Raw genomic sequence first — 14,139 nt, 5'->3', positions numbered from 1 at the left:
GTGTGGATGAACGCGCCACCAGTGTTGCTACTACGGCGGCGCAACCGAAGAAAAACGTGGGTTTGCCGATGACTTATTCGGCGGGCGAATGCAGGTACCGGGCTGGAGCTAAAAACGGCGGACGATTCTCTTCGGGGCAACGGGTTCGGCTGAGCGGGCCCGTCGTCACGCAAACCAATCGGTCTGCCTGGCCACGGGCAAGGCCAGTGCCCCGCTCGCGCGCCATCCCAACGCCAGTTGTTGGGCGGTAAACCGAAACACAACAAAGCAGCCTCGCTTAAAAAACTGTCACAAAACCCAAATCGTCAACGGCCGGGGCGGGTTGTCTGGCTGCTCCCAGTCACGGCGGTCAAACCCAGTCGGGCCAATGTGCTTTGAAGATTACTGCTGCTTCCACGCGGGTCGTCCGCTCGCCGCTGCGCAAAACAGCGGCACCTTAATTTAGGAGCAGAACGCTACAGGCTTTCTGCCATCACCCTCAATCAACTGCCGTGCGGGGGAGCAACGGCCGTGTTGGAAAGGGATAAAAAACGCTCGGGAAATCTAACGAAGCGGGGGGACGCGCCGGTCGGCAGTGCCGAGCCGGCGCATTGCCTTCCGAGGTAGTGCCCTGGCTCCCCGTCGACCCGAATCAATACGGTGCTCATGTATTGATTTTAGTGAGGGGAAAGGATGAACGACAGGCTCTGAAAGAACCTCGAATGAAAACGTTTGAGTCATCAAGGGCTAACCTGGCCCAAACATAGGTAACCAAGAAGTAGAAAGCAAGCAATGGAAGGTAAAAATGTGTGCGCACACGCAAAATACTTCGCAAGCGTGCCCGCACACAATATTATTTATTAAATAATTATTGTAATTTGCGCCAACTTGCTGGCACCTCAGCAGGTCTGCCACGCGCGGACCGCCTGCGCCGGAGCCGCCGCGTCTCACCTGGCTGAATTGTGTTTCGCGCAGCGCGTTGTTCGGTGGCGGGCCGGTCCGGCCCGCTACGCTCGCCTTCAGCACTACCCAGGCGGAGAAACACCGGGCTACAAAATCGACACTTCCCGCGGCCATTGCACCCGGCCGGAGCCCACGCGCCGTTTTTTTTACGTCCAGCGGCAGGCCGCACGTTGGGTTTGGGTTATCCCGCGGTTGGGGTGCCGGGCCCGGTGCGGCCCCGCGCCCGCCACCAACGCACCCGGGTCACGTGCCGCTTCGGCGGCGCGCTGCTCCTGCGCCGGCGAGCTTGGAAACCACTTCCATTCCTTGGCCCGGCTCCGGCCGCCTGCTTTTGGCCGACGATTGCGGCGGCGTTATTCGTGCCGTTCCTTTCGGTAATACATTTGACGAACTTTTCGATTTCGATACGCTCATGGAGAAAAATGCTGTACGCATCAAGGACATAGCAGCCAAGGCCAACGTATCGGTGGGAACCGTGGACCGGGTATTGCACGACCGGGGCCGGGTTTCGGCCAAGGTCCGGGAGAAGGTTCTCCTGATGATGGAAGAGCTGAACTACGAGCCCAACCTTATTGCCCGCACCCTCGGGGCGAACCGGACGTACCGAATAGCCGTGTTGCAGCCCGACCATGCGCTCGACCCCTACTGGCAAGCGCCCAAAAGCGGCATCGAGAAGGCCGCCAAGGACCTGAAGCGGTACGGCATCATCGTCACCCTTTATTTCTACGACCACCACCGGGCAGCTTCCTTCACCGAAAAAGCGGAAGAAGCCACCCGGGCGCGGCCCGACGGCATCCTAATCGCGCCCTTGTTTTACCGGGAGTCGCTGGCTTTTTTCGCGCAGTGGCAGCAGCAGCACATTCCTTACGTCCTGTTCAACACCCAGCTGTCCGAGTTGCAACCCTTGAGCTACATCGGGCAGGACTCGTACCAAAGCGGTTTTTTGGCAGGCAAGCTCTTGCAGCTGGGGCAGGCTCAACCCGGCACTTTTTTGATTGCGCACATCGCCGAAGACATCGCCAACTCCGTCCACGTCACGCAAAAAGAGCAGGGATTTCGCGACTATTTTACGCAGAACGCGCCCTTACCGAACGGCCAGCCAAAAGGGCCGGGCAAGGGCGGTTTCAAAGTCATCAGCGCCAACCTACCGCCGCCCACCGAGCCGTCGTTTGCCCGGCAGCTGGACCGGTTGCTGGACGAAAAGAAGCAAGTGCGGGGCATTTTCGTGAGCACGTCCAAGGCCTACGAAATCGCCCCTTACCTGCAAGCTTACCAACGCAAAGACATCAGGCTGGTGGGGTATGATTTATTGGAACAAAACATTCACTTTTTGAACGAGGGAATCATTGATTTTTTAATCAATCAAAACCCCAAGGGCCAAGGCTACTGGGGAATATTTGCCTTGGCCGATTTGCTGATTTTTAAGAAACAGGTGCCCCCGTTAAAATATTTGCCGCTGGACATTATTACCAAAGAAAACCTGCAATACTACACCGACTAACCCCCTTTGCGGCCTACCGGACGGTAGCCCCCGCGGGGCGCCATGCCGGTAGCACTGGCCGGAAAAACGGGGTTTTGAGCCCCCGCGGGGCGACACTTATTGGCGCAAATGCCGCCCCACGGGGGCTTAACCAACCCGCATACTTGGTTTTACTACCGATGTGCCGCCCCGCGGGGGCTACCGTTCGGGAGGCCGCAACGGGGGTCGACTAGACCTGGGGCCGCGCACGCACGGGCCGCTCCCAGCCCAGAAGCTTCCAAAGAAAAAGAAGAAAGGAAGCACTGGCTTGTCCCAGGTTGGGGCCAGCACCAGTGCTTCAGGTTCGGGCAATGCGCTGCTGAAGCCTGGCTTTCCCGTTTCCACCGTTGAGTGCGTCGCCATCTTCCCCCCATGCCTACTTCCCTCGTTTCCAAGCGCATCCAGGTCGTACAAGGCGACATTACCCGCCAGCAGGTTTCCGCCATCGTGAATGCCGCCAACTCCAGTCTGCTCGGCGGCGGCGGGGTCGACGGCGCCATTCACCGCGCGGGCGGCCCCGCTATTTTAGAAGCCTGCCGCCGCATCCGGGCCCGCCAGGGCGGCTGCAAAACGGGCGAAGCTGTCATCACCACCGGCGGGCGGCTGCCGGCGGCCCACGTCATCCACACCGTGGGGCCGGTCTGGAGCGGCGGCCACCGGGGCGAGCCCGAGCTGCTGGCCAACTGCTACCGCAACAGCCTGCGGCTGGCCGCCGAGCACCAACTGGCGAGCGTGGCATTTCCCGGCATCAGCACCGGCATCTACGGCTACCCCAAAAAAGAAGCGGCGGCCATCGCCGTGCGGGAGGCGCAGCAGTGGCTGGCGGCGAATGAGTGGCCCCAGCAGGTGGTATTCGTGGCGTTCGACGAAGAGAGCCGGAAGCTGTACGAGCAAATTCTCGCCTCCTGAACCCTTCTCCCGCGTAGATGGAAAGAAGCTACGCCAGCTCGCCCACGCCTTCCACGCGCCCGGCCACCTGCTGCATCAGCCATAGCGGGGTGCTGGTGGCGCCGCAGATGCCCACGGTGTGCGCGCCGGCAAACCACTCTTCTTCCACCTCGGCTTCGTTTTCGATGAAATAGCTGCGCGGATTTACGGCGTTCACCACCGAGAACAGGGCCTTGCCGTTGGAGCTTTTGCGGCCGCTTACGAACAGGATGACGTCGTGCTCGGCGGCGAACTTAGCCAGCGCGGGCTCGCGGTTGCTCACCTGCCGGCAGATGCTGTCGTTGGCGTCGAAGCTTTCCAGCGCGCCGCCCGCGGCCTGGATGCGGGCCTCCATCAGCGCCTTCATCTTGTAGAAGCCAACCGTGCTCTTGGTGGTCTGGCTGAACAGGGTGACGGGGCGGGCGAAATCAATCTGGTCGAGGTCGGCCTCGGTCATCACGATGATGGCGCGGTTGCCAGTCTGGCCCGTGAGGCCGGCCACTTCGGCGTGGCCGGGCTGACCGTAAATCACAATCTGCCCGTCCTGGCGCACGCTGGCGTCGAAGGCGTGCTTCACGCGGTTTTGCAGCTTGAGCACCACCGGGCAGCTGGCGTCAATCAGCTCCAGGTTGTTTTGCAGGGCCAGCTGGTAGGTTTCGGGCGGCTCGCCGTGGGCCCGGATGAGCACCTTGGTGTCGTGCAGCCCGGCCAGCTCTTCGCGGTCGATGATGCGCAGGCCCTGCTGGTGCAGGCGCTCCACTTCCATGCGGTTGTGCACGATGTCGCCCAGGCAGTACAGGTGCTGGCCCTGAGCCAGCTCGTCCTCGGCCATCTGAATGGCGAATTCTACGCCGAAGCAGTAGCCGGAATTCTTATCAATCGTGACCTTCATGCTGCCTGTTTAACACCGCACCGGGGCGGGGGGTTCGCCGGCGCAAAGGTACGGCCGGGCCGGCGCGCCCTTAGCAAAAGTTAGCTCAACTTGCGGCCCCGGCTGAGCTAATCGATTAACGGCAACCTTGCCCGTCATGCCTCACCTTCCCTACCCCTGCGGCGCAAACAGCGCGGCCGACACCCGCTCCAGCACAAAGTCCACCTGCTCGTCAATCACCAGGTGGGTGGTGTCGAGCAGCACGGCGTCGGCGGCGCGGCGCAGGGGGCTTTCGGCACGGGTCGAGTCGAGGTGGTCGCGCTTGCGCAGGTTCTCGATGATGGCGTCGAGGGGCACGATTTCGCCTTTTTCGGCCAGCTCGGCTTCGCGGCGCTGGGCGCGCACCACCACATCGGCGGTCATGAATACTTTGACTTCGGCGTCGGGAAAAACGGTGGTGCCGATGTCGCGGCCGTCCATTACCACGCCGCGCCTGCGGCCCATGCGCTGCTGCTGGGCCACCATGGCGTGCCGCACCAGGGGGATGACCGACACCTCGCTCACGGAATTGGAAATGACCATTTGGCGGATGTCGTCCTCCCGGTTCACGTGGTCCAGAAACACCTCGTTGCGGCCCGTGCGCCGGTTGCGGCGAAAGCTGATGTGCAGCGCGTGCAGGGCCTCTTCGACCCGGTCCAGGTCTTCAAATGGAATCTGGTGCTCAAGCAGGTACAGGGTCACGGCGCGATACATGGCGCCGGTGTCGACGTAGGCGTAGTGCAGGGCCGCGGCCACGGCTTTGGCGGTGGTGCTTTTGCCGCACGAGGAGTAGCCGTCAATGGCGATAACGAGTTGTTTCATAACGACGCGGGCGGCCCTTGGCCCCGCAAGATTACGAAATCCAGCCCTTACGCGCGGCCGGCGGGGTTTTCAAACGGGCCGGCACCGAGGCAAAAAACGCCGCCACCGACGCGCTTTCTCCCTCATTCAACTGCGCATCGACCAGGTGAAAGGGGTTGAAAAAAAACCGGCTGGCCAGCCCCACGCCCGTGGTGCCGTCGCGCCCGGTGCCCCACTCGCCCCGGTACACCTGCACCAGGCACTGCCCCAAAAAGCAGCCCAGCGCCATGATGACGCCCGACCGCTCGGCCGCCGGCAATTGCCCGCGCTGGGCTTGAATGAAATTGGCCAAGTGGGCCACGCCCTCGGCATCAAAGGCTTTTAGCTTCAATTGCTGGCGCACCTGGTCGGCGGCGGCCAAAACGGAATCAAGGGGCGAGGGCGTGACATCGGGCATGGGGCGGCGGTATGTGGAAATGTTGGGCGGCCGGAAGCCACGCCCGGCCCCAAATTTCGCCTCTAACCCGCGGCAAACCAAATGGCGGGTTACCGCTGAACGCGCAGCAGTGCCTCGCGGCGACGCGCACTGTACGCGGCCAGCAGCTGCGGGGCTTCCCAGCGCGACGCGAACTTGCCGGCCCGCAGCTGAGCACACAGGATGGGGTCGTCGGCCAGCAGGTGCAGCATGAACCGGCGGTAGGCGCCGCGCTTGGCGGGCAGTTCCTGCACGCAGCCATCGTGGCGCAACAGCGCGGTTTGGTTGGCGTGGGGGGCGATGAGGGCGGCCAAGATGCCCATGAAAAAATTGCTAACTAATTCTTCCGTGTCGTTTGGGGGGCTTGCTGCGGAACTTGAAAAACCCGAGGCGGCACCCGCTGGTGCGTAAGCAAAAGTGTCTGCCGACGACTTTGGGGTGGCCTTGGCACCAGACGCGTCGTAGAGCAGCACCTCGTACCCAGCGTCCCGGTAGAGGCGCCGCACGTAGCCCGCGGCCACCAACTGGCGCCGGGGCTTGCGCCGCACAAAGGCCGGCACCGTCACAAAGGTGTCGCCCCAGACCACGTAGGCCGGCACCTCTTCGGGCAGGTACACCACGTAGTCAGACTGGCCCTCGGTGCGCAGCCGCACGCGGTCGGGCAGGTTGGGGCCAGCTATCTGGGCGGGTTGCCAGCGGCCCCCGGGCAGTCGGAAGCTGCCTTGGTGCCCCGCCGCGCCGTATTGGGACGCGGGGGTGAGCGGACCCTCGTGCAGCCGGCTGGTGGAAGGCGTAATGCCGGCCTGCGGGTTGCGCGGAATCTGGGAGAAAGCCGGCGCGGTGCTCAGCAGCAGCGCCGCGGCCAGGCCGCAGCCCAGCGCGCGGCCGTGGTGCAATACGAAGTTCATACCCCCGGGAGCCACTTTCGCCGCTAACAGTTGTGCGTGGGACACGGAATTCTTCCGCCGGGCTTGGTGTGGTGCTTGTACCAACGGGTTTTCCGCTCCTGGGCAGTGCGGCGGGCGCAGCCGCTCTCGGCCAGCAGCAGCAGCAGCAAAAGGGCAATGGTCTTTTTCACCAGCAATGGTTTTTTGTCAAATATAAGGTTCTTTGTCCGCGCAAAACCGGCATTGGGCCGGTTTTATTGTTTGCCTTCCGCCCCGCATTATGTCCGCTGATTTCTCGCTCCTGGCCAACGTCGTCGACGTCTTCGCCCGTTCCATCCGGCCCGCCACCATTGCGGTGCGCGCCGGCCGCGTGGCCCGCATCGAGCCCACCGGCGGCGCCGCGCCCGACCCGGCCCTCCCCTACGCCCTGCCGGGCTTCGTCGACGCCCACGTGCACGTGGAAAGCTCCCTGCTGGTGCCCACCGAATTTGCCCGGCTGGCCGTGACGCACGGCACCGTGGCCACCGTGTCGGACCCCCACGAAATCGGCAACGTGCTGGGCGTGGCCGGCGTGGAATACATGCTGGAGAATGCCCGCCACTCGCCGTTCAAGTTCTGCTTCGGGGCGCCGAGCTGCGTGCCGGCCACGCCTTTTGAGACGGCCGGCGCCGAAATCACGGCCGCCGACATTGCCAAGCTGTTCGAGAACCCCCAAATCGGCTACTTGGCCGAAATGATGAACTGGCCCGGCGTGTTGCACCGCGACGCCGACGTAATGGCCAAAATTGCCCTGGCCCACGCCGCCGGCCGCCCCGTCGACGGCCACGCCCCCGGCCTGCGCGCCGCCGACGCGGCCCACTACGCCAGCGCCGGCATCAGCACCGACCACGAGTGCTTCACCGCCGCCGAAGCCCGCGACAAGCTGGCCGTGGGCATGAAAATCCTCATCCGCGAAGGCTCGGCCGCCCGCAACTTCGACGCCCTCATCGGGCTGCTGCCCGAGCACCACGCCCACCTGATGTTCTGCTCCGACGACAAGCACCCCGACACGCTCGTGCTCGGCCACATCAACCAGCTGGTGCAGCGCGCGGTGGCGCTGGGCCACGACGTGTTCGACGTGCTGCAAGTGGCCTGCGTTAACCCCGTGCGGCACTACCAGCTGCCGGTGGGCCTGCTGCGCGAAGGCGACTCCGCCGACTTCATTACCGTCACCGATTTGCGGGACTTTGCCGTGCAGCAAACCTACCTCAACGGCCAGCTAGTGGCCGAAAACGGCCACTCCCTGCTACCCGCCATTCCGGTGGCCGTGGTGAACAACTTCCACGCTCAGCCGGTCACGGCCACCGCTTTTCAACTGCCCGCGCCTCATCCCGAGCAGTCCATGCTGCGCGTGATTGAGTGCTTCGACGGCCAGCTCATCACCGCTCGCGTGGACCTGCCCGCCGTCGTCGAAAACGGCTTGGTGGTGACTGACGTGGCTGCCGACGTGCTCAAGCTGGCCGTCATCAACCGCTACCAGCCGCACGGGGCGCCCGCCCTGGCCTTCATCCGCGGCTTTGGGCTGACGCGCGGCGCGCTGGCCAGCAGCGTGGGCCACGACTCGCACAACATCACGGCCGTGGGCTGCGACGACGCCAGCCTGGCCCGGGCCGTGAACCTGGTCATTGCCGCCAAAGGCGGGCTGGCCGCCGTGGACCCCGACGGCCGGGAAATCCTCCTGCCCCTGCCCGTGGCCGGCCTCATGTCGGACCAGGACGGCCCGGCCGTGGCCCGCGCCTACGCCGCCGTGGATGCGCGGGCCAAGCAGCTGGGCTCCCCGCTGGGCGCGCCGTTCATGACGCTCTCGTTCATGGCGCTGCTCGTAATTCCCGGCCTGAAGCTGAGCGACAAAGGCTTGTTCGACGGGCAGCAGTTCGCCTTCGTCGACGCCGTGGCCTAGGCAGCGCAGTCTCGTTTTGCGTTGCGAAGCAATTTACCGGGCAATTCCAGCGTATTGCATGCTAGCCAAGGGCAATGCTTGCCTGCACACCGCGCGGAGCTGGCCAGATTTGCTCATTTTTATGGAGTTGTTTTTTTCGACGCGCCCAACGCTTTTGCCTCCAGCCAGCCGGTGGCATCCGCTCGCTCGCCAGGGCGTCGCGCTGCTGGTGCTCACCGGTTTGGCCCAACCGGCCGCCGCGCAGAAGTACCGCACTGCCGCCGGCGTTCGCAGCGGCGGCGGCAACTACGGGCTCACCGTTCAGCAGTTGGTCATCCCCAAAACCACCCTCGAAGGCCTGGCCTTGCTGGCCCCGCGCGAGCGCAGCGCCACCTTGCTGGCCGAGCGGCACTTCGGCATCCTCGGCCCTAGCCTGAACTATTACTTCGGCGCGGGCGCCCACTTCGGCCGGCACAAGGACGACGGCACGTTCTGGGGCTTCGACGGCGTCGTTGGGGCCGAGTACAAAATTGCTTTTCTGCCCCTCGTCCTCTCCCTCGATTTCAAGCCCACCATCGAGTACGGCTCGGCTGACTGGAACCGATTTCCTACCGCTTTTTCCGTGCGCTACATCATTCTCAAGAAGCGCAAAACCGGCATCTTCCGCGCATTTGATTAACCGCAAATTTCTGGCTGACGGAGTGGCAAAACCATTCGCCTGACCAGATGTTACCGAACTGCTACGCACAGGCCTGCTGCACAGATTTTTGGGGCTATGGTCAAGAACTAGATTCTTGTTTGCTAGCGCCCAACGAATTGTACCAATTCAAACAAATGAGTAATTATTTACAGAAATGGGTTTTTAGCTACGATAGTTTTGAGAACCGGTGGCATTCCTTGCAGGCGTCTAAACTCACCAGCAATCTGGTAATACTATCTTTCTTCTTCGGAATTGGAATTAGTTTGTTGTCCCATTACCGCATAATTGGTTTGTCGGCGGGCCGCTTTTTCGCCATTGAGTTAGCCTTCACCATTCTGCTGATTTTCGAGATTCTCAGCCTGGTTTTTACCCTCACGCGGTCCGTGGCCGATTCCGTCGGCAAGCAGTTTGAAATCGTGTCCCTGATTCTATTACGGGATTCTTTCAAAGAAATGGGGCACCTGCCCCTCGAAACGACCTGGACCGCCACTACTTTGGTGGAGCTGCTCCCCTTGTTGATTGATGCGCTTGGCGCGGTTATCGTCTTTCTGATAATTGGCTTGTTTTACCGGGCACAGCGGCACGCCCAGATTACCAATACCCCCGAAGAACAACTGGATTTCGTCACGCTGAAAAAGCTCGTTGCGTCGGTGCTGTTAATTATTTTCTTTTTGCTGGGCGTGTACGGAATGGTTGATTTTTTCCGCGTCAGCCGCTACCAGAACCTATTTCACACGTACTACACCATCTTAATTTTTACCGACATTCTCATTTTAATTATTTCGCTGCGCTACAGCAACCGGTACGTTCACTTGTTTCGGTATTCATCCTTCGCACTGGCTACGGTTATTATTCGGCTATCCCTTTCCGCACCCAAGTACATCAACGTGCTCCTGAGCGTTTCGGCCGGCCTGTTCGTGCTGCTGGTAGCAAACGTGTACAACGTGCTGAACAAAAACGAAACACCCCATTGATTGGGATTCGCACCCGGGTTTTCACCGTTTGATTCAGCCACCGTCGAATTCGCACAAAAAAGCCGAGCTGCCCGTATGGGCAGCTCGGCTTTTTAATGTCAAAGCAGCATTTATGCGAGCGATACGGCCGTTTTTCGTTCGTTTAGTGGAAGCGCTTCTCCAGCAGCTTGGTCATTTTTTCCTCGGTCAGGGGCTTGGTCAGGTACTCCACGTTGGGGTACTTGGCTACGCGGGCCGTGTCGGCGCCGTGCATGGAAGTGGTGAGCACGGCCATCACCGTTTTGTCCTGCACGGGTTGGGGCAGGGCGTTGTAGAGCTCCAGAAACTCGAAGCCCGAGATGCCGGGCATTTTCAGGTCCACGAATACCAGGTCGGGCGCGGATTCGGAGCCGCTGCCCTGCTCGCCCCAAATCTTCTCAAACGCTTCATCGGCGCGCGAAAACGTGCTCACCTGGTCCGCCACGGCGAGCCGGCCCAGCAGCCGATTATTCAAAAAGCTGGTGGTTTCGTTATCGTCCACCAGAACAATGTGGGTGAGATTAGCGGCCATTATATAATGCTTTGTTACTAGTTGTCACGAAGATACCATAGTTCCGGCTTTCCCGCAACAGTGCCGCAGGCTAGAGCCAGCCCTGGGCCCGCATCCAGTCGTCGTTGTAAATCTTGCCCAGGTAGCGGGTGCCGTGGTCGGGCAGGAGAATGACCATGGTGTCGTCCTCTTTCAGGTGCTCGCGGGCGTACTCCAGGGCGCCGAACACGGCCGAGCCGCACGACCAGCCGACGAACAAGCCTTCCTCCTTGGCCAGCCGGCGCGTCATTACGGCGGCGTCCTGGTCGGCCACTTTGATGAATAAGTCAATCACGTCGAAGTTCACATTCTTGGGCAGGATGTCCTCGCCGATGCCTTCGGTTTTGTAGGGGTAAATTTCGTTCTTGTCGAAGATGCCAGTTTCCTTGTATTTCTTAAACACCGAGCCGTAGGTGTCGAGGCCCAGGGTCACGATGGCCGGGTTTTGCTCCTTGAGGTACTTGCTCACGCCGCAGATGGTGCCGCCCGTGCCCACGCCGGCCGCCCAGTGCGTGATTTTACCGTCGGTGCCGTGCCAGATTTCGGGGCCGGTGTGGTCGTAGTGCGCGGCGGTGTTCGAGAGGTTATCGTACTGATTGGGGTAGAAGGAGTTGGGTGTTTCGGCGTTGAGGCGGCGGGCCACCGAGTAGTAGGAGCGCGGGTCGTCGGGGGCCACGTCCACGGGGCAGACCATCACCTCGGCGCCCACGGCGCGCAGGATGTCCTGCTTTTCCTTGCTCTGCTTGTCGCTCATCACGAACACCGTTTTGTAGCCTTTGGCGATGGCGGCCAGCGCCAGGCCCATGCCGGTGTTGCCGCTCGTGCCCTCGATGATGGTGCCGCCGGGCTTGAGCAGGCCGGCCTTTTCGGCGTCCTCAATCATGCGGATGGCCATGCGGTCCTTCACCGAATTGCCGGGGTTGAAGTACTCTACTTTGGCTAGCACGGTGCCTTTTATGCCGGCGGTGACGTTGTTGAGCTTGACGAGGGGAGTATGGCCAACGGCCTCAATGACGTGGTTAAAATACATTGAAATTGGGTGGGTGGGGAATTATGGGTGGGGGGGCAAAGGTAAGAATTCTGGCGCTGGGGAGGGTCGAACGAGTGGTGGCCGATGAAAAAGAACGTCACGTCGAGCGCCGCCGAGACGTCCTGCGTACGGCCCTGGATTAGTCGTTCCCCGAAGCGAGCGTGATGCCTCGGCGGCGCTCGACATGGCGGTCAGCTGATTGCGAGTCACTGCCTTGCCCCGGCCCCAAAAAGCCCTACTTTTGCACCACCGTTGCCCGTCCGGGCCGCCTCCCCCACTTCTTCCAATTCCCAAAAACACCTCCGAATGAGCGTTCTGGTCAACAAAGATTCCAAGGTCATCGTGCAGGGCTTCACCGGCTCCGAAGGCTCGTTCCACGCCCAGCAGATGATGGACTACGGCACCAACGTGGTGGGCGGGGTCACGCCCGGCAAGGGCGGCACCGAGCACCTCGGCCGGCCCGTGTTCAACACCGTGGCCGAAGCCGTGGAGAAAGCCGGCGCCAACACCAGCATCATCTTCGTGCCCCCGGCTTTCGCCGCCGACGCCATCATGGAAGCGGCCGACGCCGGCATCCGGGTCATCATCACCATCACCGAGGGCATCCCGACCAAGGACATGATTGCCGTGAAGCACTACCTGCAGGAGCGGCCGAACGTGACCATGATTGGGCCGAACTGCCCCGGCGTGATGACCGCCGGCGAGTGCAAGGTGGGCATCATGCCCGGCTTCATCTTTACCAAAGGCAAAATTGGCATCGTGAGCAAGTCGGGCACCCTGACCTATGAGGCGGTGGACCAGCTCACCAAAGCCGGCCTGGGCCAGACCACGGCCATCGGCATCGGCGGCGACCCCATCATCGGCACCACCACCAAGCAGGCCGTGGAGCTGCTCATGAACGACCCCGAAACCGAAGGCATCGTGATGATAGGCGAAATCGGCGGCGGCATGGAAGCCGAAGCCGCCCGCTGGATTCGGGAAACCGGTAATAAGAAGCCCGTCGTGGGCTTCATCGCCGGCCAGACGGCCCCGCCCGGCCGCCGCATGGGCCACGCCGGGGCCATCGTGGGCGGCGCCGACGACACGGCCGCGGCCAAAATGGCCATCATGCGCGAGTGCGGCATCCACGTCGTGGATTCGCCCGCCGAGATTGGCGACACCATGCTGCGCGTGCTGGGCGGCAAATAATATTGCTCCTCATTGACATTGTAAAAAACGCTTCGGTAATTGCCGGAGCATTTTTTATGCCCACTGTTTTACCCGTCCGCACACTTCTTCTACCTTATTTCCTATGCACAAATTCAAATATTATCTCATCATGAGCGTGCTGCTCGCCGGCTCGGCTTGCCGAAAGGAAGTGGAGAAGCTTGTGGTGCAGCAAGTGGATAAGCAGTACAGCTGGACCGAGGTGAAGCACCTCATTAAGCTCCAGCGCAACGTCATGCGGGTAACGATGGGGACGAATACCCTCAACCTGCAGCAAATAGGCACGTTTGAGGTGCTTTCGCCTATTCCTGGCTCTGCCGAGAAGGCTACTAATGGCTATTACACGGGTTTTGGCCGCACAGTATCTCGTACTTGGTTATCTGACCCGCTGCCCTGGGACGTGCGCAACGCTGTTCCAATGAACGCAAACTTCTACGCTAATCCGAACGGTTACGGCGACGTCATTTCTGACACGGTCTTAACTATTTACCCAACCAAGTTTTTTGACCGAGGCACGCGGCTAAGCCTGCGCAAGCTCAACCCTGCCGCCACGCGGTTTGAGAATTTCTTGATTGGTTCGCGCTACCCCTTTGGGGTTATCAACCGTAACGACTACCTGCTGTGCGGCTACCGCACAACTAATGTTACGGAATTTGCCTTTCATCTGGTGTTGAGTAAGCTTACTAATACAGCCAGCACGGGGTCGCCTTTTACAGGCACTACGCAGATAAGCTCGCAGCTTATTCGCATACCTACCCCCGGCCAGAGCCAGTTCAGCTTCAAATCCTTCTGGGCCATCGACGACTATTTTCTGGTGTGGTGCCAGGGCTACGGCTTGTTCAAAATTACCCAAGACGGCTCTTTCCAGCAGGTAAACGGCACGTTTACCCAAGCCACCGGTCCGGTAAGCCCTACGACGATTTTCAAATGGAAAGGCGTTGTTTATGCCATGCAAGGAAATGACACCGTCTGGACTTCGGCCAACGACTGCGCAAGCTGGCAGCGCGTGGACGGCTTAAACTCCGCGCTTGGACTATCAACTTTTTACCCAGTGGGTGACAGCCTAATAGGTATCACGCATGGCGTCATCAACAACAGCATTTATACCCTGCGGTGGCAGAACGCCAACACTGTCCGGTTCCGCGAGGTGAAAACCGATGGCCTGGGTTACGCTGATTTTTCTGACCTCGTACAACTCGGCGACACCGTATACCTGGGCACCACCGACGGGCTGTTTAAGCGCCCCCTGATTAATTTTTTTCAGAGCAAATGATGGCCGCCG

General features: G+C 61.1%; 13 protein-coding genes and 1 pseudogene. 7 read left to right on the top strand and 7 right to left on the bottom strand.

The window, feature by feature from the left end; all coding sequences use genetic code 11:
* Positions 1–1,354: 1,354 nt before the first annotated feature.
* Together RMO51_RS03350 and RMO51_RS03345 are read left to right on the top strand one after the other, a co-directional pair.
* Complete coding sequence (locus tag RMO51_RS03350; protein WP_310391980.1) at positions 1,355–2,443, top strand: substrate-binding domain-containing protein; 1,089 nt, start codon at positions 1,355–1,357, stop codon at positions 2,441–2,443.
* Positions 2,444–2,833: 390 nt separating this feature from the next.
* Positions 2,834–3,370 (top strand): O-acetyl-ADP-ribose deacetylase, encoded by a 537-nt coding sequence (locus RMO51_RS03345; protein ID WP_310391978.1) that lies wholly within the window; start codon positions 2,834–2,836, stop codon positions 3,368–3,370.
* A gap of 28 nt (positions 3,371–3,398) precedes the next feature.
* Here the strand turns inward: RMO51_RS03345 and RMO51_RS03340 are convergent, their stop codons facing one another.
* The 5 genes from RMO51_RS03340 to RMO51_RS03320 form a co-directional block, all read right to left on the bottom strand.
* Positions 3,399–4,280: a 4-hydroxy-3-methylbut-2-enyl diphosphate reductase gene (locus RMO51_RS03340; protein ID WP_310391976.1), complete on the bottom strand. Its 882-nt coding sequence runs from the start codon at positions 4,278–4,280 to the stop codon at positions 3,399–3,401.
* A 150-nt stretch (positions 4,281–4,430) separates the two neighbouring features.
* A complete protein-coding gene (gene cmk, locus RMO51_RS03335; protein WP_310391975.1) occupies positions 4,431–5,120 on the bottom strand; it encodes a (d)CMP kinase in 690 nt (229 codons plus the stop codon).
* Between the two features lie 31 nt (positions 5,121–5,151).
* Positions 5,152–5,556 (bottom strand): hypothetical protein, encoded by a 405-nt coding sequence (locus RMO51_RS03330; RefSeq protein WP_310391973.1) that lies wholly within the window; start codon positions 5,554–5,556, stop codon positions 5,152–5,154.
* An 89-nt stretch (positions 5,557–5,645) separates the two neighbouring features.
* A complete protein-coding gene (locus RMO51_RS03325) occupies positions 5,646–6,482 on the bottom strand; it encodes a hypothetical protein (RefSeq protein ID WP_310391971.1) in 837 nt (278 codons plus the stop codon).
* Positions 6,483–6,505: 23 nt separating this feature from the next.
* Positions 6,506–6,652: a hypothetical protein gene (locus tag RMO51_RS03320; RefSeq protein WP_310391970.1), complete on the bottom strand. Its 147-nt coding sequence runs from the start codon at positions 6,650–6,652 to the stop codon at positions 6,506–6,508.
* Between the two features lie 89 nt (positions 6,653–6,741).
* Between RMO51_RS03320 and ade the strand changes: the two genes are divergently transcribed.
* The 3 genes from ade to RMO51_RS03305 all read left to right on the top strand — a co-directional run bounded on the left by ade (position 6,742) and on the right by RMO51_RS03305 (position 10,053).
* Positions 6,742–8,400: an adenine deaminase gene (gene ade, locus RMO51_RS03315; protein ID WP_310391968.1), complete on the top strand. Its 1,659-nt coding sequence runs from the start codon at positions 6,742–6,744 to the stop codon at positions 8,398–8,400.
* A 154-nt stretch (positions 8,401–8,554) separates the two neighbouring features.
* On the top strand, positions 8,555–9,058 hold the full coding sequence (locus tag RMO51_RS03310) for a hypothetical protein (protein ID WP_310391967.1): 504 nt from the start codon (positions 8,555–8,557) through the stop codon (positions 9,056–9,058).
* Positions 9,059–9,345: 287 nt separating this feature from the next.
* Positions 9,346–10,053 carry a hypothetical protein gene (locus RMO51_RS03305; RefSeq protein WP_310391965.1) on the top strand — a complete coding sequence of 236 codons (708 nt, stop codon included), beginning with the start codon at positions 9,346–9,348 and terminating at the stop codon, positions 10,051–10,053.
* Between the two features lie 142 nt (positions 10,054–10,195).
* Here RMO51_RS03305 and RMO51_RS03300 read toward each other — a convergent pair whose 3' ends face one another.
* Together RMO51_RS03300 and RMO51_RS03295 are read right to left on the bottom strand one after the other, a co-directional pair.
* Positions 10,196–10,603: a response regulator gene (locus RMO51_RS03300; protein ID WP_310391963.1), complete on the bottom strand. Its 408-nt coding sequence runs from the start codon at positions 10,601–10,603 to the stop codon at positions 10,196–10,198.
* A 73-nt stretch (positions 10,604–10,676) separates the two neighbouring features.
* A pseudogene (locus RMO51_RS03295) lies at positions 10,677–11,651 on the bottom strand (PLP-dependent cysteine synthase family protein); the annotation flags it as partial.
* 306 nt (positions 11,652–11,957) lie between these two features.
* Here RMO51_RS03295 and sucD point away from each other — a divergent pair.
* Both sucD and RMO51_RS03285 read left to right on the top strand, forming a co-directional pair.
* Entirely contained in the window at positions 11,958–12,839 is an 882-nt protein-coding gene (gene sucD, locus RMO51_RS03290; protein ID WP_310391959.1) for a succinate--CoA ligase subunit alpha, read from the top strand.
* A gap of 103 nt (positions 12,840–12,942) precedes the next feature.
* On the top strand, positions 12,943–14,130 hold the full coding sequence (locus RMO51_RS03285; RefSeq protein WP_310391957.1) for a hypothetical protein: 1,188 nt from the start codon (positions 12,943–12,945) through the stop codon (positions 14,128–14,130).
* The last annotated feature ends 9 nt before the right edge of the window (positions 14,131–14,139 follow it).

This window comes from Hymenobacter sp. (assembly GCF_031398885.1).
Lineage (GTDB): Bacteria > Bacteroidota > Bacteroidia > Cytophagales > Hymenobacteraceae > Hymenobacter.
The sequence above is the reverse complement of the archived record's forward strand: the minus strand, read 5'-3'. Positions and strand labels throughout refer to the sequence as shown.

Excerpts from the sequence above, each read along its gene's own strand:
- RMO51_RS03285 (WP_310391957.1), top strand. The coding sequence starts at position 12,943 with ATGCACAAATTCAAATATTATCTCATCATGAGCGTGCTGCTCGCCGGC.
- RMO51_RS03345 (WP_310391978.1), top strand. The coding sequence starts at position 2,834 with ATGCCTACTTCCCTCGTTTCCAAGCGCATCCAGGTCGTACAAGGCGAC.
- sucD (WP_310391959.1), top strand. The coding sequence starts at position 11,958 with ATGAGCGTTCTGGTCAACAAAGATTCCAAGGTCATCGTGCAGGGCTTC.
- RMO51_RS03300 (WP_310391963.1), bottom strand. The coding sequence starts at position 10,603 with ATGGCCGCTAATCTCACCCACATTGTTCTGGTGGACGATAACGAAACC.
- RMO51_RS03340 (WP_310391976.1), bottom strand. The coding sequence starts at position 4,280 with ATGAAGGTCACGATTGATAAGAATTCCGGCTACTGCTTCGGCGTAGAA.
- RMO51_RS03330 (WP_310391973.1), bottom strand. The coding sequence starts at position 5,556 with ATGCCCGATGTCACGCCCTCGCCCCTTGATTCCGTTTTGGCCGCCGCC.
- ade (WP_310391968.1), top strand. The coding sequence starts at position 6,742 with ATGTCCGCTGATTTCTCGCTCCTGGCCAACGTCGTCGACGTCTTCGCC.
- RMO51_RS03325 (WP_310391971.1), bottom strand. The coding sequence starts at position 6,482 with ATGAACTTCGTATTGCACCACGGCCGCGCGCTGGGCTGCGGCCTGGCC.
- RMO51_RS03350 (WP_310391980.1), top strand. The coding sequence starts at position 1,355 with ATGGAGAAAAATGCTGTACGCATCAAGGACATAGCAGCCAAGGCCAAC.
- cmk (WP_310391975.1), bottom strand. The coding sequence starts at position 5,120 with ATGAAACAACTCGTTATCGCCATTGACGGCTACTCCTCGTGCGGCAAA.